Genomic DNA, 16524 nt, shown 5'->3' with positions numbered 1-16524 from the left:
AACGCCCCCGCAGCCTGCGCTGCGGGGGCGTTCGCGTGGTGCCTGTGCCGGCTCAGTTGCTGTTGAAGCTCAGAGCCCGCGGATGTTCTCGGCCTGCAGACCCTTCGGGCCCTGTGCGACCTCGAACTCGACCTTCTGGCCCTCTTCGAGCGAACGGTAGCCGTTGCCCGAGATGGCGCTGAAGTGCGCGAAGACGTCGGCGCTGCCGTCGTCGGGAGCGATGAAGCCGAAGCCCTTTTCGGCGTTGAACCACTTGACGGTTCCGGTTGCCATACTGCTGTCCTTCTTATTCAGATGGGCCGCTGATTGCGGACCCGATGCGACCGACGGTCGATCGCTGCCCCGGCGACTCTGTGTCGTCGAAGCGGGGGCGAGAGGCGGGGTTGCGCTCGGGCATCCGCCTTCTCGTATCGGGTCATGCCACGCGGATCGGTCCGCCTCCGGGCAATCAGGATGGAGGCCGGGCAAGTGCCCGCTTGATGGAGGAATCAGTGATAGTACCCTATCGGGTCGCACTCAGGTTCTGACAGCGCGTTGACCCGATTGTGACATTCGAATATGCCGATCGAGCGCCCGATCGAGCCCCGATCGGGCCCACGTCGCTGCTGACCGGGGGCGGCACCGGAACCCGGACATCCTGTGGATAACAGCACTTTCATAGTCTTGCGGCGTCACAATGGAGAGATGGATCGCCGCCCCCTCGGTCTCGTTGCCGCCGCGTACGCGGCCGTCGTGCTGTGGGTCACCCTCGGTCCGGCACCGTGGCGCACGGCGACGCACCAGATCGAGGGCGGCATCCTGAACCCCGCCGCATGGACCTCGCCGGTCACGTGGACCACCGGGTACCTCGCCGAGATGATGTTCAACATCGCACTGTTCGTGCCGGTCGGCGTGCTCGCGGCACTGCTCATCCGCCGGCGCCACTGGCCGCTCGCGCTCGTCGCGGGCTTCGCGTTCACCACCGCCATCGAGCTCGCGCAGCTGCTCGCGACCGATCGCATCTCCGACCCGCGCGACCTGGTCATGAACACCACCGGCGCAGTGGTCGGCGTGTTCTTGGTGCTCGTCGCGCGCATGGTGCGCCGCGCGGGCGCCATCGCGGCATCCGAGGTGCGTGCCCCTGCCGACCTGCTGCCCGAGGCGGCACCCGAATCCACCCGCCTCGTAGAGCTCGTCGGCGCGAGCACGGCCGTGCAGGCAGACTCCGGCACGCACGCGGGCTCGGGCAGGGCCGCCGATCGCGCGGCGTAGCCGCCCGCCAGTACAGTTGGTCGGGTGACTTCGCCCGCCCCGCATGCTGCTGCAGCGTCGCGAGCATCGTGGGTGCGCCTCGCGCTCATCGGCGCCGCGGGCGGGCTGCTCTCGGGCGCGTTCGGCGTCGGCGGCGGCATCCTCATGGTGCCCCTGCTCATCACGTTCGCCCACATGGACCAGCGGCGCGCCTCGGCGACGTCGCTCGCCGCGATCGTGCCCACCGCCGTCGTCGGCGCCATCACCTACTTCGCGAGCGGCGAGGTCGACGTGATCGCGGCGCTCTTCGTGGCGGCGGGCGGCATCGCCGGCGGATGGCTCGGGGCGAGGCTGCTGAAGCGCCTCCCCCTCGTGTGGCTGCGATGGATGTTCATCGCCCTGCTCGCCGTCGTGGCCGTGCGCATGCTGTTCTTCGTGCCGCCGCGCGGCGACGGCCTCGTCGAGCTCGACGCCTTCACGATCGTGATCATGGTCGCGCTCGGGTTCGTGATCGGCGTCGCCGCGGGCCTCTTCGGCATCGGCGGCGGCATCGTCATGGTGCCGGCATTCATCATGCTGCTCGGCATGAGCGACCTCGTGGCGAAGGGCACGTCGCTCGCCGTGATGATCCCCACCGCGATCAGCGGCACGATCACCAACGCGCGCGGCGGTGTCGTCGACCTTCGTGCCGGCCTCATCGCCGGTGCGGCGGCGACCCTCGCGTCGTTCGGCGGCGTCGCGATCGCCCACCTGCTGTCACCCGAATGGTCGACGTGGCTGTTCTCGGTGCTCATCGTGATCGCCACCGTACAACTGGCCGTGCGCGCCGTACGCGCGCAACGACGAGAGAGGAACGAGCGTGGCCGCTGACGCACGCCCCGCAGGATGGTACGACGACGAGGCCGACACCGACGCGATCCGATATTGGGACGGCAGCGCGTGGACGCCCCACACGGCTCCGAAGTCAGCGGATGACCCTGCCTCGGGTCGCGCGGATTCTGCAGCACCGCTCGTGACCGAGCGGGATGCGGCGTCGCCCGCGCCGGCGCCCGCGCCGCCCGCGCCCGCCGCACCGCCGGCCCACCCTGCCCCCGTGGCGCCCGCCGACGTCGTCGACGATGCGATCGACGAGCTGACCTCGGTGCGTCCGGTGCGGTCGGGCACCGCCGACATCAACGAGCACACCACGGTGCCGCTGCCGCCCGGGAACGCGGGGGCAGCGACATCCCTGCCGCAGTTCACGTACGACACGTACCGCAGCGCGGGGCGCACATTCCTCGCGACCTGGCTGTTCGCACTGCTGCTCGGATACTGGGGCGTCGATCGGTTCTACCTCGGCAAGGTCGGCACCGGCATCCTGAAGCTCATCACACTGGGCGGGCTCGGGGTGTGGGTGCTCGTCGACCTGCTGCTCGTGCTCACGGGCGCCCAGCGCGACAAGCAGGGCCGACCGCTCGAGGGCCACGCCGAGCATGCGCGCATCGCGTGGATCGTGACCGGCGGCATCGTCGCGCTCGGGCTCGTCACGGGGCTCATCTCAGGTCTCATCGGGGTCTCGAACCTCGTCGGTTCGCTCGCGTCCTGAGGTTTCGAGACGCTTCTGGCGCCTCCTCGACCCGCGGGCGCTCAGCCCGCAGGGGTGCGCAGCGACTCGGCCTTCGCGGCGAGGTAGCGCTGCTCGGGTCCGTTGAGGGTGCGTCGTGCCGCCTCGGTGAAGGCGAGCGATGCGGCATCCGTCGCCCCGCTGCGTTCGAGCAGGTGCGCGCGCACCGCCCACGTGCGGTGGTGCTCGGCAAGCGGCGTGCCGTGCGCGCCCTCGTCGGCCGACTCGGCGCGATCGAGCGCCGCGAGCCCGGCCGCAGGTCCCTCGACCATGGCGAGCGCGACGACGCGTCCAAGCGTCACCATGGGCCCGGGCGCGAGCCGCTCGAGCAGGTCGTAGAGGCCGAGGATCTCGATCCAGTCGGTCGCTTGGGTCGACGCGGCCTCGTCATGCACGGCGGCGATCGCCGCCTGCAATTGGTAGGGGCCGATCGGCGCGCGGTCGAGGGTCTCGGTGACGATCGCGACGCCCTCGGCGATCATCGCGCGATCCCACCTGCCGCGATCCTGCTCATCGAGCGGCACAAGCGCGCCCGCATCATCGGTGCGGGCCGCGCGTCGGGCCTCGGTGAGCAGCATGAGGGCGAGCAGGCCGGATGTCTCTCCGGAGGCGTCATTCGCGTCGGCGTGCAACCGGCGGGTGAGGCGGATCGCCTCCGCAGAGAGGTCGACGCGCGCGAGCGCATCGCCCGAGCTCGCGGTGTGGCCCTCGGTGAAGATCAGGTAGAGCACCTGGCGGAGCGCCGCGAGGCGCTCGTCGAGTTCGTCGGGCCGGGGCATCCGGAACTGCTCGCCGCTCGCCCTGATGCGCGCCTTCGCCCGCGAGATGCGCTGCGCGATCGTGGCCTCGGGAAGCAGCAGGGCGCGGCCGATCTCGGCGGTCGTGAGGCCGCCGACGGCGCGCAAGGTGAGCGCGACCTGTGCTGGGCGGCCCAGCGCCGGGTGGCAGCAGATCAGGAACAGCGTGAGCGTGTCGTCGACCGCGGGCACCGGCGCGGGCGGTGGCTCGAGCTCGACGGCATGCGCTTCGCGGCGGCGCCGCGCGACATCCGCTCGCACCGCATCGACGTAGCGACGCGACGCCACCCGCACGAGCCACGCCCGCGGGCTGTCGGGGACGCCCTCGTCGGGCCACTGCGCCGCGGCCGCGATGAGCGCCTCCTGCATGGCGTCCTCGCACGCCTCGAAGTCGCCGTAGCGCCGTACGAGCACCGCGAGCGCCGAGGGTGCGGCGTCACGCAGTGCTCGAACGGCGATCTCGGCGGTGTCGCCGGGCGTGCCGGGCCTGCCGGGCCTGCCGGGCCTGGCGGGCGTGCCGGGCCTGGCCGGCCTGCCTGGCGTGCCGGGCGTGCCGGGCGTGCCGGGCGTGCCGGGCGTGCCGGGCATCGTCAGACGTCGGTGCCCGAGGTCAACTCGAGCACCGGGCGCACCTCGATGAGCCCGAACTCGGCCTCGGGAAATCGGCCGGCGATCTCGATGGCGCGTGCCTCGGTCTCGCAGTCGACGAGGTAGAAGCCGGCGAGCAGTTCTTTCGTCTCGGCGAAGGGGCCGTCACTCACGACCGCGCCGCCGCCCTCACTCACGGTGACTCGCTTGGCGAGCGAGATGTCGGCGAGCGCCTCGCCGGCGAGGAGTTCGCCGCTCGCGCGGAGCTCCTCGGTGATGCCCTGGTAGTAGGCGTAGCCCTCGGCCTGCTGCTCGGAACTGAAGCTCTCCCAAACGGCGCGCGAGGCGGGGTTGCTGTGGATCTGGATCAGGTACTTCATCGCAATCGCTCCTTCGATCTGGGAGGCGGAACCGCGCTCCCATCAGTATGTCGGGGCTGCGATCGGATTCTCGACGGGCCTGGCCGAAGTCGCTCCGAGCCGTACGAGCCCGGCGAGGCAAGTGCCAGCGTACTTGCGGAGTACCAGGCACCCGGGCGGGCCGGGCACCTCGGCACCTCGGCACCTCGGCACGTGGGCAGGTGGGCAATTGGGCACTTCGGCACTTCGGCACTTCGGCACTTCGGCACTTCGGCACTTCGGCACTTCGGCACTTCGGCACTTCGGCACTTCGGCACTTCGGCACTTCGGCACCGAGTGGTGGAAGGGACTACCCCGCCGCGCACGTCAGCCAGCCCCGTCGAGTTCGACGGGATCCGCGCACTCGCCCTTCGTGTGGGTGTAGCCGTCGTTCAGCAGCCGGGGCTCGACGGATATTCTGTGCAATCGCCAACCGTGAGCACTGTGTCGACCTCGCCGACGAGCACGCGCTGCGGCGCGGCGTCGATCGTGAGGGTGCCGGCGATGGGCAGCCAGCCCGACCCGGCGAAGCGGTACTCGGCGGCGAGCGAAACCCGCAGCGTCACGGTGTACTCCCCGCTCGCGGCATACACGTGGCTCGTGTCGGTCGGCGTGAACTCGGCGACCCCGAGTGCACTCCACGTCGCACCGGGTGAGGAGCTCGCGACGTTCGCACCGTCGGAGTGCACCCACCGGTACCCGACCGGCGTGAACCGCACGTCGGCGGGCTGCCCGAGCAGCGTGCCCGACACGACCTCGGTGCTCGCGTCAGCGACGAAGTTCGCCGGGAGCCCCTCGATCGCCCACCCGTTCGGCTCCATCACGTCGCTCGGCTCCGCCGGCCGGAACGACGCGATATCGCGCAGCGTCACCGCGGGCGTGCCAGGCGCCGGCGTGGTCGGCGCGGCGGGCGGTGCGGCCAAGTCGCACTCGGGATGCCGCGTGGTCGAGCACTCCTCCACCGTCATGCCCTTCGCTTGCAGCGGCCGCGGAGCTTCAAAGGTCCCACCGGTGCTGTCCTCGGATTGCTCGTGACGCTCCGCTGCTTCGCCTGTGGCACCACCAACGAACGCATCCAAGATCGCCTCTCGGTCGTTCACATGTCCACCTACATCTGCGCAGCCGGCAATCAGGCCGCCGTTCGAGCATCCGGCACGAGAGTCAGCGACCGCGACCGCGGGCGCGGCGATGGTGGTTAGCGCGAGGGCGAGGGCGACCGAAGCGCTCACGCACGCTAGCAGAAGTCGTCGCCGGTCCACGTCTCAATCCGATCGACTAGGAGCGTCGAAGCCCTCTTCGCGTCCGAAACGAAGAATGCCTGGGAGGGCACACGGTCAGCCCGATCCTCGGGCGTAACGTCGACGCCGTCCGGCCCAATCGCCCTAACCTCCGAAACATCTCGACACAGGTATATCGATGCGGACACAGCCCCGCCCTCTTGACTCCATTCAACGAGCGATTCGTGATCGGCGGTGATCTTTCCTTGTGAATGAACTCCGCTTTCCTGAAAGGCGGCGAACTCCTCGTGGAGTGCCACCGCGAAGCTCGGGGTTACGAACGGATCGATACGTTCTGGCTCGGTCCCGCCGTCGTCCGTGATCTGTTGCGATGCCGCCGCGTAGAGCTCGTAGGCCTTCACCGCAGCGGCGAGGGCCTCTTCGTCGGAGGCGAAGATGGGGGCTTCCTCGGTTGGGGTGGGTGTCGACGTGGGCTCGGGGGTTCCGACGCAGCCGGTGAGCACGAGGGCGAGCGTGCCGGCGGCGGCGAGCGCCGCGCCGAGACGGCGAGGTGCTCGGCGCTTCGGGGGAGAGATCGGCATGGCGAATACCATAAGCGAGCCGAGCGCCACGGGGCGCTGGTTATCCACAGGGCTTGGTCGCATTCGCCCCTGGAACGGGAAGGGGCGGCTGGGAAGTCCCGGCACTTCGGCACTTCGGCACTTCGGCACTTCGGCACTTCGGCACTTCGGCACTTCGGCACTTCGGCACTTCGGCACTTCGGCACTTCGGCACCGAGTGTGCGTCGGAACATCCGGCCCCGACCCTCGCCGCCCGGGCCGCACCCCCTCGCGGATGTCGGCGGGCCGTCACATGATGGGGGCATGCGCAGGATCACGGTGAACAATAACGTCTCGCTCGACGGGGTGATGCAGGCGCCGATGTCGGCGTCCGAAGATCCGCGGGGCGACTTCCCCTACGGCGGATGGGCGCTCGCGGGTAACGACGAGGCTCTCGCCGCCGAGATGGGCGTCGGCGAACAATCGGGCGGCGCGCTGCTGTTCGGTCATCGCACCTACGACAACATGGCCGCGTTCTGGCCGCACCAGACCGACGGCAACCCCTTCACCGAGTACATGAACCGGGTCGAGAAGTTCGTCGTGTCGCGGCATCCGCAGCCCGAACCCGACTGGCAGAACTCGACGGTGCTCGTCGGCGACGCCGTCGACACGGTCGCCGCCGTGAAGCAGACCGACGGCCCCGACCTCACGATCCTCGGCAGCGGTGAGCTCGTGGGGGCGCTCGCGGCCGCGGGGCTCATCGACGAGTACGTGCTCATCATCCATCCGGTGGTGCTCGGCACCGGCATGCGCCTGTTCGGCGGCACCCACCAGGCGTTCGAGCTCACCCGCAGCATCACCACCCCGAAGGGCGTCATGGTGGCGCACTACGTCCCCGCCGGGGCACCCGAGGCGGTGCCGTGAGCAATGAGTCGGCGGCGGGGCATCCGTCGCTCGTGTTCCGCACCGCCGCCGAAAGCGACCATGCTCGCGTGGTCGCCGCGATCCCCGAGTGGTGGCAGATGCCCAACTCCGAGACGCTTCCACTGCTGCTGCCGCGCCTCTTCTTCCAGCACTTCGGTGACACGTCCACGATTGTCGACGACGGCGACGGCGAGCTCGCGGCGTTCCTCGTCGGCTTCCGCTCGCAGTCGCAGCCCGAGGTCGCGTACGTGCACTTCGTGGGAGTGCGTCCCGACCTGCGCGGCGCCGGTCTCGCGCGCACCCTCTACGAACGCTTCTTCGCGCAGGTGCGCGCGCTCGGTTGCAGCCGCGTCGACGCGATCACCGGTCCGGTCAACCGGCGGTCGCAGCAGTTCCACCGCGCGATGGGATTCACGCTCGGCGGCGACACCGACGTCGACGGAGTTCCGGCGTACCTCGACTACGACGGGCCGGGTGAGCACCGGGTCACGTTCACGCGTGCGATCTGAGCGGCGGGCAGCGATGGGCGGATGACCCCGCTCACGCCCGCGCGAGAATCGCCGCGGTGTCGACACCCGGCGGCAGAGTGCCGTAGAGCAACCCCGAGTCGCCCTCGAGGCGGGTGCGCACGAACGCATCGGCGACCGGCGCGGGCGCATGCTGCACGAGCAGCGACGCCTGCAGCACGAGCGCGAGCCGCTCGGTGAGCTCACGCGCCCGAGCGGCGGCCGCCCCACTCGAGACATCGGCGGCGACCTCGCCGACGACCGAGCGCGCTTCGGCGAGCGCGAGATCGAACGCCGCGTGCTCGCCGGCCGCCTCGCCGACGACGTCGAAGAACGCCTCGAACGCCTCGGGCTCACGGGCGAGCACCCGCAGCACGTCGAGGGCGATGACGTTGCCCGAGCCCTCCCAGATGGCGAGCAGCGGTTGCTCGCGATACCGCCGCGCGAGCGGGAACCCCTCGGTGTAGCCGTTGCCGCCGAGGCATTCGAGCGCCTCGTAGGCGTGGCCGGGGCCGCGCTTGCAGATCCAGTACTTCGCCACAGCCGTGGCCAGGCGGCGGAACCCCTGCTCCGGGACATCCGACGACGAGGACGACGACGCCGACGACGCCGCCGCCGCCGCATCATCGTCGTAGGACCGCGCGACCCTCATCGCGGTGAGGGTCGCCGCCTCGGACTCGAGCGCCAGGTCGGCGACCACCGCCGTCATCGCGGGCTGGTCGACGAGCAGCGCGCCGAACGCGCTGCGGTGGCGCACATGCCACACCGCCTCGGCGACCGACTGGCGCATGCCCGCGGCCGACCCGATGACGCAGTCGAGCCGGGTGCGCGTGACCATCTGCACGATCGTCGCGACGCCACGCCCCTCGTCTCCGACCAGCCACGCCGCCGTGTCGTCGAGCTCGATCTCGCTCGACGCGTTCGACCGGTTGCCCAGCTTGTCCTTCAGCCGCTGGATGCGGAACACGTTGCGCGTGCCGTCGGGCAGCACGCGCGGCACGAAGAAGCAGCTGAGTCCGCCGGGCGCCTGCGCGAGCACGAGGAACGCGTCGCTCATCGGTGCGCTGCAGAACCACTTGTGCCCGGTGAGCCGGAACTCACGGCCCCACGCGTCGTCGACGCCGGTGGGCTCGGCGCGCGTCGTGTTGGCGCGCACGTCGCTGCCGCCCTGCTTCTCGGTCATCGCCATGCCGACGAGCGCCGACGCCTTCGCCGGTCGAGCGGTGAGCGCAGCGAGCGTATCGAGACGATCCGCATCGGATCTCGATGCGGGTCGCGCTGCGCGCGGCCCTACTCGATCAGCGAGGGCGGGCTCGTACGCGCGGCTCAGCAGGCGGGGCATCCATTCGTCGCGAAGACCGGATGCCGCGAGCTCGAGCGTCGGCACCGCCGCATGCGTCATCGACACCGGGCACGCGTGCCCCGGCTCGACCTGCGCGAAGAGGAAGAACGCGGCCGCACGCTCGACATTCGCGCCGCGGCCGGGATCGGCCCACGCCGACGTGTGTGCGCCCGCGCCGATCGCCGCCGCCATGATGCGGTGGTACGCGTCGTCGTACTCGACCTCGTCGACGCGGTTGCCCCACTTGTCGTGCGTGTGCAGCACGGGCGGGTTCGTGTTCGCGCGGTCGGCATCGCGCTGGAATCCTGCCGAGCCGACATGACGGCCGATATCGGCGAGGGCCGGGACATCCGATCGCCCCCATCTGGCGACCGCCTCGACGAGCGGCACGTTCGTCGAATACTCGTCGACGCCATCGCGCGGCGGCGGCTGGTTCAGGACCTCGTGCGTGTTGATCATCGTCGACCTCCGCGTCCTATTCTCGACGAGCCGCGGGGTTGACAGCAGCGATCGGTCGCAGGAAGCTATGCCCTAGGGTCCGCAGTGAGCACCAGAGATGTGGCGAGCATCGACCCGCGCGAGCCGATGTCGTCACTCCGTGATCTGGCCGGTCGGGCCGAAGGAGTCAGTCATGGCTGTAGCTCGTTCCCTCACGACACGCCTCGGCTTCGGTGTCGTCGCACTGGGCTTGGTGGCCGCATTGCTCGGCCCCCTCAGCGCGAACGCCACCGAAGACGACGGGGCGCTCGACATGTACACGGTCGACGCAACCGCCGAGGAGGCGGCCGATCTCGCCGCCGGCGGCTTCGAGATCGCCGACAGCAGGTACACCGATTCGGGCGTGAGCCTCGATGTCGTCCTGACCGCCGACGAGGCGAAGGGCCTGCAGGACCGGGGTGTCGCGGTCAAGGTCAAGAAGAACAAGGACGGCAAGTCCGCCCGGCAGCTCGCGGCAGAGCAGGCTGCGTCGGGCTTCGAGGTCTGGCGGTCGTGGGACGAGCCGGGCGGCATTCGCGACGAGCTCTACCAGCTCGCGTCTGAGAACCCGCAGCTGGTCAAGCTCGTGGTGCTCGGTCACACCTACGAGGGTCGCGAGATCATCGCGCTGAAGCTGACCCAGGGTGCGAGGGGCATCGCCGACGGGGCCCGACCGGGAGTGCTGCACAGCTCGACCCAGCACGCCCGCGAGTGGATCTCCACTGAAGTGAACCGCAGGCTCGCGAACTGGTACATCGACCAGTGGCGGGCCAACAACAAGGAGATCAGGGACCTGCTGCGCAACAACGAGATGTGGTTCGTCGTCGTGGCCAACCCCGACGGCTACCAGTACACGTTCGACCACGAACGGCTCTGGCGCAAGAACCTGCGCGACAACGACGGCGACGGCCAGATCACGCGGGCCGACGGCGTCGACCCGAACCGCAACTACCCCGAGCACTTCGGGTACGACGAAGAGGGTTCGTCGTCGCAGATCTCGAGCGAGACCTACCGCGGCCCGTCGGCCGGGTCGGAGCCTGAGACTCAGGCGATGATGTCGCTGTACGACCGCGCCGACTTCTCGTTCCACGTCAACTGGCACTCGTTCGGGCAGTGGCTGCTGACCGCCGAGGGCTGGCAGATCGGCACGCCCACGGCTGACGACCCCATCTACTACGCGCTGTCGGGCAACCGCGACACCCCCGCGATCCCCGACTTCGAGCCTGGCCTGTCCTCCGACGTGCTGTACGTCACGAACGGCGAGACGACCGACTTTGCCCACTCCCAGGGCGGCGCGCTGGGTTGGACGCCGGAGCTCGGCGAGGGCCTTCCGGCAGGCGGCGGGTTCGTGTTCCCCGACGACGAGGCCCAGGTGCAGGCCGAGTTCGAACGGGTACTGCCCTTCGCACTCGACGTGGCGAAGTCCGCGGCCGACCCGGTCAACCCGGTATCGCATCTCGGCATCCAGACGAAGCCCTTCTACCTGAAGAGCGACGACACCTACAAGGTGGGCCTTCCGCTGGCGAACTTCACGTTCGAGTACTCCTACGGCGACCCGCAGGAGGTGCGCGTCATCGCTCGGCGCAACCTGGGGGACGTCACGCTGATGTACTCGATCAACGACGGACCCGCGGTCGGCGTGCCCACCGAGGAATGGACCGGTGGTGACCGCTACGGCGGCAAGACCGGTGTCTACTACCGCATCATGAGCGGACTCGTCACGGGAACGTCTCCGGGCGACAGCGTCGAGGTCTGGTTCGAAGGCGGCGGGGAGACCAGCGATTCGTTCACCTACGAGGCCGTCGAGGAATCCGACGACGACGTGCTGATCGTGGCGGCCGAGGACTACACGGGCGCGTCACCGGTGCAGCCGGGCGGCCCGAACTACCTCGACTTCTACGAGGACGCGCTCAACGCCAACGGCACCGGATTCGACGTCTACGACGTGGACGACCGGGGCCGGATCGCATCCGACAACCTCGGGGTGCTGTCGCACTACGACGCCGTCATCTGGTACACCGGCGACGACATCGTCACGCGCAAAGCCGGCTGGGCGGGCGGCAACGCCGACCGGTTGGCCCTCGACCAGGTGCTCGAGGTGCGCGACTTCCTCAATGAGGGCGGCCGCGTGCTCTACACCGGCAAGTGGGCCGGCAGCCAGTACACGCCGAACGTCGGCACCCAGTTGTACGACCCGACGGCCGCGAACGCGGAGTGCCGCGCCGATCCGGCAGTGCAGGTCAGGTGCCGGGCCCTCGGCGGGTCGGGCGACTTCACCAACGACGTGCTGCAGTACTGGCTCGGTGCGTACCTGACGATCGACAACGCCGGCACGGCCGAGGACGGCAGCATCCTCGACGTCCTCGGCGTCGACTCTCCGTTCACCGGTCTGGACTGGGGGTTCAACGGCCCTGAGAGCGCCGACAACCAGGACCACAGCAACTCGTTCATCACGACGAGCGGCATCCTCGACCCGGCCGTCTACCCGCAGTTCGAGAGTTGGGTCGCGGGCAGGTGGGACCTTGAGGGCGGGCCGTTCGAGCCGCACACCGGTGAGGCGTACGCCTACTCGCAGATCGGCGACGTGTCGTACAAGCGCCTGACCAACACGGTCACCGTGCCCGCCGGTGGCGCCACGATGTCGTTCTGGGCGTCATACGACACCGAGGCCGATTGGGACCACCTGGTCGTCGAGGCCCGCCCCGCGGGCGGCGACGACTGGACGACCCTGCCCGATGCCAACAACAACACGACCCAGAGCACCGGACAGAGCTGCCCGGCAGGCTGGCGCGAGCTGCATCCGCATCTCGACCACTACCAGACGTTCGTCGATGACACGACCTGCGACCCGGTCGGCACCACGGGCGACTGGTGGGCCGACTCCGGCAACTCGGGTGGTTGGCAGCAGTGGTCGGTCGACCTGTCGGCGTACGCCGGCGGTGAGGTCGAGGTGTCCATCGCCTACATCAGCGACTGGGCCACCCAGGGCCTCGGCGTGTTCATCGACGACATCGAGGTGTCGACGGGCCAGGGCACCACGTCGTTCGAAGCGGGCGACACCGGCGGCTGGGAGGCCACCGGACCCGCTGAAGGCAGTGCGCCGAACCCGAACAACTTCATCATCACGACCGCCGCAGGCTTCCCCGAGGCCGCGGTCGTGGCCACGCCGGGCTCGCTGCTGACCGGGTTCGGGTTCGAGGGCATCACGGATGCCGCTTCTCGTGCCTCGTGGATGGACCGGGCACTGGAGCACCTGCTCGACTGATCTGCACTGGAGTCCCATCGGCGGATGCCGCGTCACGGGGTGGCTCGTGACGCGGCATGCGTCTGCCCAAGCTCGCTCACTGATGCAGACTCCGACACTGATGCTGTGGTGGCATCAGTGTCGGAGTCCTACGCGGGTCGGGCGGCGAGCGCGCCCGGGTAGAGCTCATCGAGCAACCCGATGGCCATGTCGCTGAGCGTGGCCTGCAGGTCGCGTTCGAGCCGCTCGGCGCCATCACCGGTCGATGGGTCGGTCGATGCCTCTGCCGGGCGCTTCGCCCACACGGCCGCCAGCCTCGCCGAGTTCGCGACGACCGCGTCGACGACGAGCTGGCGCCAGAACGGCGGGTACTCGCTCTGCTTCCACTCCCCGCGGCCCCGACCGTAGTGCGCGATGGCGAGGTAACGCAGCAGCGCCGACGTGACGAGCCCGTCGAGGAACGCCTCCTCCCAGCGCAGGCTCGACTCGGTGCGGCCGCGCACGAGGTTGACGCCGCGGGCGACCCCGGCACCGCCGAGGGCACCGATGACGGCCCCGGCGACCATGCCGGCGCCGAACGTGAGCCCGCCCGCCATGAGATCGGCGCCGAGCCCCGCGGCCGCGCCCGAAAGCACGCCCGAGACCACCCCGGCGCGTCCTGCGTCGATGGGCGCGTCGACCTGCACGTCGCCCGCCACCCGGTGCAGCACCTCGTCGGCGGCCCGGCCCTCGAGCTCGTGGATCGCGATGAGGCGCTCGGTGCTCGAGCGCAGGCCGGCATCGAGCCGGTCGCCCATCTCGCGGATCGCGGCGGCCTGCGCCTGCGTGCGGGCGGTGTTCGGCAGGCCGATCGAGCCGCCGAGCCGGGTCGCGATCGGCTCGCTCGGCAGCACGGCACGGTCGCACGCGGCCTGCGCGATCGATTCGGCGAGCGCGGTCATCGCCAGGTCGAACTGATCCATGCGGCGGTCGCGCCAGGCCTGCGACAGCCGCGCGAATCCCGCGGCGCGCGCGTCGGGCGGCGCGGGCAGTGCCCGCTCGATCGCTGCGAAGAGCGTGAACTCCGCCACCCAACAGCGGGCGAACGCGTCGAGCGCGAGCACCTCGCGCACGTGCGTCGCGTCGGCGAGCGCCGCCCGCCAACGCTCGATGTCGGCATGCTCGACCTCGCGTTCGCGCGGCCGCCCGGTCTGGTTGAGCAGTACCAGCACCGGCTTGCCCACCCACTCGAGCACCTCGAGCTCAGACGCGAGGTACCCGGCGTCGGCCGGCTCCTCGGCCGCGTTCACGAGGTACAGCACCACATCGGCCTGCTCGGCGACGTTTCTCACCGCGAGCTGGGTGAGCCAGAACGCCCGGTCCTGATAGCGGTCCCATACCTGCGACAGGAACCAGCCGATGGGACTGCCGTCCTGCCGCAGCCGGTGCACGAGCCGCACGCTGTCACCGAATCCGGGCGTGTCCCAGAGCGTGAGCAGGTCGCCCTCAGCGGTCTGCACGAGCGGGAACGGGGTCGCCTCGACGGTCACGTGCGGTGCATCGCGCACCTCGCCGACGTCGCGGCCGAGCAGGGTGCGCGCGAGCGTCGTCTTACCCGCGTTCGTGTGCGAGATGAGCGAGAGGGCGATGGCGGTGGGTGCGGTCACGGAACCCTCCCGCGTGGCGGCTCGCCGGCGTCGAGGGCGGATGCCGCGACCAGGTCGGCCTCGGCCGCCGCAAGGTCGGGCGACGCGAGGTCGACGAACACCGCGACCGCGTCGTGCTGGGCGACGAACTCCCGCCACGCATCGCGGCGGCCGGCGAGGCGGCTGTCATCGTCGGGCCAGCGGGCGAGCAGCCCCGACTCGTCGATCAAAGCGATGAGCGGATGTCCCGTGCGCGCACCCTTGGCGAGCGCATCGAGGAACGCGCCGTGCGCCTCGGGCTCGGGCGTGGCCGCGAGGCTGAACAAGGGGAGGGTGACGGCCTCGGCCGCGGCCGTCGCCGCGGAGCCGGGCGTCGAAGCCTTCCCTGGGGCGGTGCCGGCCGTGGGGCCCGATCCCGCCGCGAGCCCGAGCAGCGCCTCGTCGTCGCCCCACCCGACCGGCGGGTCGATGGTCGGCGCAGCACCGCCGAACGCCCGTGACAGCACGGCGTCGAGCCCGGCCTGCGCCTCGGCCGTCACGGTATAGCTGTAGGGCACGACCCGCACGCGACCCGGCCCGCCGAGGTAGGCCGACACGAGCCGCCGGTAGTACGGCTCGGCCAGCGGCAGCTCGACACGAGTGGCGCGGCGGCGCTCGACGAGGCCGTTGACCACCGCGAGCCCGAGGCGCGGGATGACGACGACCACCGCGACGGTGCCGGCGAGCAGGTGCATCCAGGTCGCCGCGTTCTCGCTCTCGGGCGCGCGGATCGCCTCGATCGCGGCCACCTCGGGAACCGGGATGCCCGTGATCCACGACCCGGGCGCGAGCGTGAAGGCGAGCAGCGCCCGCACCTGCTCGGCGCCGAGGAAGGTGCTCTCCCACGAGGCGCGGTACTCGAAGGCGAGGCCGCGCGTGTAGAGCCCTGCGATGACGCCGAGTGCGGTCGCGGCCGCGGCGAGGTGCAGCACCCGCCCCGCCCGTACGCCGTAGAGCGGTGCGGCGACCCGCGCCCATTCGCTGGGGAGCGCCGTGAGGATCGAACGGCGCGCGGCCCCCGCGTCGTCGCTGCGGTGCCGGGTCAGCGGCGTTCTCAATGCTGCGACGCGGATGAGCAGTGCCCGCACCGGTCCGGGCCCCGCGCCGCGGAACGCGATGGCCCGCACGATGAGCGAGACGTAGACGACGACGTTCCACACCACGAGGGCGAACACGGGCGGTGCGAGCAGGTTGATGCTCGAGCCGCCGCCGATGCGGTCGATGACGAGGCCCAGCAGCAGTGCCGCGACGATGACGACGACGCCCACCCACGGCCGCCAGCGCAGCGCCCGCACCGTGCGCGGCACGGCGGGCTGGCGCGGGCCGATGCGCTCGAGCACGAGCTGTGCCCTGCGTGCCAGGTAGCGCTCGGGCGCCGCGCCCTCGCCGACGACCTCGGCCGCCGCGCGGCTCGCCCACTCGCGGTCGGCGTCACTCCACAGCAGGCGATCGCGGTCACCCGCCTCGACCGCGCGCGCCGCAGTGACGTCGAGAGCCGCTGACTCGTCCATATGCGCGAATTCTATGCCGGGCGACGACGGATGCCGCGGACGAGGCCCTCGCAGGGGCATCCGCCCTCGGCACCCGAAGACGGCAACTCCGTGACCCGGCCTCCGCCGCGGGAGCAATCGTATGCGGCGGGAACAACCTACGAAGGTTGCTCCCGGCGCTGAACCTTGCTCCCGCGCGCTACGCGCGCCGTCAACGGTCCGGTGAACCGCGTCGCTTCGCGTACGCCGCGGTGCCCTTGTCGACCAAGCTCTTCGCGGTGCCCCAGATGCCTCGGCGGAACAGCAGCACGCAGAGGATGAAGATCGAGCCCGTGATGATGCCGATGCTGTCGAAGCCGCTCGTCGCGAGGCGGTCTTCGAGCAGCACGAGCATCGATGCAGATCGCTCGTCGGCGACGTGAGTTTCGCCCTCGGTGAACGAGGGCGCCGGATGCCCCTGCTCGGCTTGACGCACCGAATCGCC

General features: G+C 70.5%; 15 protein-coding genes. 6 read left to right on the top strand and 9 right to left on the bottom strand.

Annotated features, from left to right (window positions below; genetic code table 11):
* Positions 1–69: 69 nt before the first annotated feature.
* A complete protein-coding gene (locus ABD164_RS12960; RefSeq protein ID WP_022893782.1) occupies positions 70–273 on the bottom strand; it encodes a cold-shock protein in 204 nt (67 codons plus the stop codon).
* A gap of 411 nt (positions 274–684) precedes the next feature.
* Here ABD164_RS12960 and ABD164_RS12955 point away from each other — a divergent pair, with 411 nt between their 5' ends.
* From ABD164_RS12955 to ABD164_RS12945, 3 genes are read left to right on the top strand one after another with little or no spacing between them, the layout of a single operon-like run.
* Entirely contained in the window at positions 685–1251 is a 567-nt protein-coding gene (locus ABD164_RS12955; RefSeq protein WP_344296708.1) for a VanZ family protein, read from the top strand.
* A 24-nt stretch (positions 1252–1275) separates the two neighbouring features.
* Entirely contained in the window at positions 1276–2100 is an 825-nt protein-coding gene (locus ABD164_RS12950) for a sulfite exporter TauE/SafE family protein (RefSeq protein ID WP_344296707.1), read from the top strand.
* Positions 2090–2815 carry an NINE protein gene (locus ABD164_RS12945; protein ID WP_344296706.1) on the top strand — a complete coding sequence of 242 codons (726 nt, stop codon included), beginning with the start codon at positions 2090–2092 and terminating at the stop codon, positions 2813–2815. Before ABD164_RS12950 ends, ABD164_RS12945 begins: the two co-directional genes overlap by 11 nt.
* Before the next feature lie 41 nt (positions 2816–2856).
* On the opposite strand, the gene ABD164_RS12940 is transcribed toward ABD164_RS12945, so the two are convergent.
* The 4 genes from ABD164_RS12940 to ABD164_RS12925 all read right to left on the bottom strand — a co-directional run bounded on the left by ABD164_RS12940 (position 2857) and on the right by ABD164_RS12925 (position 6435).
* The gene (locus ABD164_RS12940) at positions 2857–4218 is read right to left on the bottom strand and encodes an RNA polymerase sigma factor (protein ID WP_344296705.1); all 1362 of its coding nucleotides are present in this window, start codon (positions 4216–4218) and stop codon (positions 2857–2859) included.
* Between the two features lie 2 nt (positions 4219–4220).
* Positions 4221–4598 (bottom strand): YciI family protein, encoded by a 378-nt coding sequence (locus ABD164_RS12935; RefSeq protein WP_344296704.1) that lies wholly within the window; start codon positions 4596–4598, stop codon positions 4221–4223.
* Between the two features lie 410 nt (positions 4599–5008).
* Positions 5009–5584, bottom strand: coding sequence for a PKD domain-containing protein (locus ABD164_RS12930; RefSeq protein ID WP_344296703.1), 576 nt, complete (start codon positions 5582–5584; stop codon positions 5009–5011).
* 266 nt (positions 5585–5850) lie between these two features.
* On the bottom strand, positions 5851–6435 hold the full coding sequence (locus ABD164_RS12925) for a hypothetical protein (protein WP_344296702.1): 585 nt from the start codon (positions 6433–6435) through the stop codon (positions 5851–5853).
* A 282-nt stretch (positions 6436–6717) separates the two neighbouring features.
* Here ABD164_RS12925 and ABD164_RS12920 point away from each other — a divergent pair, with 282 nt between their 5' ends.
* Both ABD164_RS12920 and ABD164_RS12915 read left to right on the top strand, forming a co-directional pair.
* Positions 6718–7317 (top strand): dihydrofolate reductase family protein, encoded by a 600-nt coding sequence (locus tag ABD164_RS12920; protein WP_344296701.1) that lies wholly within the window; start codon positions 6718–6720, stop codon positions 7315–7317.
* Positions 7314–7826 (top strand): GNAT family N-acetyltransferase, encoded by a 513-nt coding sequence (locus tag ABD164_RS12915; RefSeq protein ID WP_344296700.1) that lies wholly within the window; start codon positions 7314–7316, stop codon positions 7824–7826. The genes ABD164_RS12920 and ABD164_RS12915 overlap by 4 nt, the downstream gene beginning before the upstream one ends.
* A gap of 31 nt (positions 7827–7857) precedes the next feature.
* Here ABD164_RS12915 and ABD164_RS12910 read toward each other — a convergent pair whose 3' ends face one another.
* Positions 7858–9624, bottom strand: coding sequence for an acyl-CoA dehydrogenase family protein (locus ABD164_RS12910; RefSeq protein WP_344296699.1), 1767 nt, complete (start codon positions 9622–9624; stop codon positions 7858–7860).
* Positions 9625–9796: 172 nt separating this feature from the next.
* On the opposite strand from ABD164_RS12910, the gene ABD164_RS12905 reads away from it, so the two are divergent.
* Complete coding sequence (locus ABD164_RS12905) at positions 9797–12907, top strand: M14 family metallopeptidase (RefSeq protein WP_344296698.1); 3111 nt, start codon at positions 9797–9799, stop codon at positions 12905–12907.
* Positions 12908–13035: 128 nt separating this feature from the next.
* On the opposite strand, the gene ABD164_RS12900 is transcribed toward ABD164_RS12905, so the two are convergent.
* From ABD164_RS12900 to ABD164_RS12890, 3 genes are all read right to left on the bottom strand, one after another.
* A complete protein-coding gene (locus tag ABD164_RS12900; RefSeq protein WP_344296697.1) occupies positions 13036–14532 on the bottom strand; it encodes a DUF3482 domain-containing protein in 1497 nt (498 codons plus the stop codon).
* Positions 14529–16061: a DUF2868 domain-containing protein gene (locus tag ABD164_RS12895; protein ID WP_344296696.1), complete on the bottom strand. Its 1533-nt coding sequence runs from the start codon at positions 16059–16061 to the stop codon at positions 14529–14531. The genes ABD164_RS12900 and ABD164_RS12895 overlap by 4 nt, the downstream gene beginning before the upstream one ends.
* Before the next feature lie 190 nt (positions 16062–16251).
* Positions 16252–16515: a hypothetical protein gene (locus tag ABD164_RS12890; protein WP_344296695.1), complete on the bottom strand. Its 264-nt coding sequence runs from the start codon at positions 16513–16515 to the stop codon at positions 16252–16254.
* Positions 16516–16524: the final 9 nt, after the last annotated feature.

The organism is Agromyces neolithicus, from assembly GCF_039529735.1.
Lineage (GTDB): Bacteria > Actinomycetota > Actinomycetes > Actinomycetales > Microbacteriaceae > Agromyces > Agromyces neolithicus.
The sequence above is the reverse complement of the archived record's forward strand: the minus strand, read 5'-3'. Positions and strand labels throughout refer to the sequence as shown.

Coding starts and splice junctions, on each gene's coding strand:
- ABD164_RS12960 (WP_022893782.1), bottom strand. CDS start 273: ATGGCAACCGGAACCGTCAAGTGGTTCAACGCCGAAAAGGGCTTCGGC.
- ABD164_RS12955 (WP_344296708.1), top strand. CDS start 685: ATGGATCGCCGCCCCCTCGGTCTCGTTGCCGCCGCGTACGCGGCCGTC.
- ABD164_RS12940 (WP_344296705.1), bottom strand. CDS start 4,218: ATGCCCGGCACGCCCGGCACGCCCGGCACGCCCGGCACGCCCGGCACG.
- ABD164_RS12935 (WP_344296704.1), bottom strand. CDS start 4,598: ATGAAGTACCTGATCCAGATCCACAGCAACCCCGCCTCGCGCGCCGTT.
- ABD164_RS12930 (WP_344296703.1), bottom strand. CDS start 5,584: ATGACGGTGGAGGAGTGCTCGACCACGCGGCATCCCGAGTGCGACTTG.
- ABD164_RS12925 (WP_344296702.1), bottom strand. CDS start 6,435: ATGCCGATCTCTCCCCCGAAGCGCCGAGCACCTCGCCGTCTCGGCGCG.
- ABD164_RS12920 (WP_344296701.1), top strand. CDS start 6,718: ATGCGCAGGATCACGGTGAACAATAACGTCTCGCTCGACGGGGTGATG.
- ABD164_RS12910 (WP_344296699.1), bottom strand. CDS start 9,624: ATGATCAACACGCACGAGGTCCTGAACCAGCCGCCGCCGCGCGATGGC.
- ABD164_RS12905 (WP_344296698.1), top strand. CDS start 9,797: ATGGCTGTAGCTCGTTCCCTCACGACACGCCTCGGCTTCGGTGTCGTC.
- ABD164_RS12895 (WP_344296696.1), bottom strand. CDS start 16,061: ATGGACGAGTCAGCGGCTCTCGACGTCACTGCGGCGCGCGCGGTCGAG.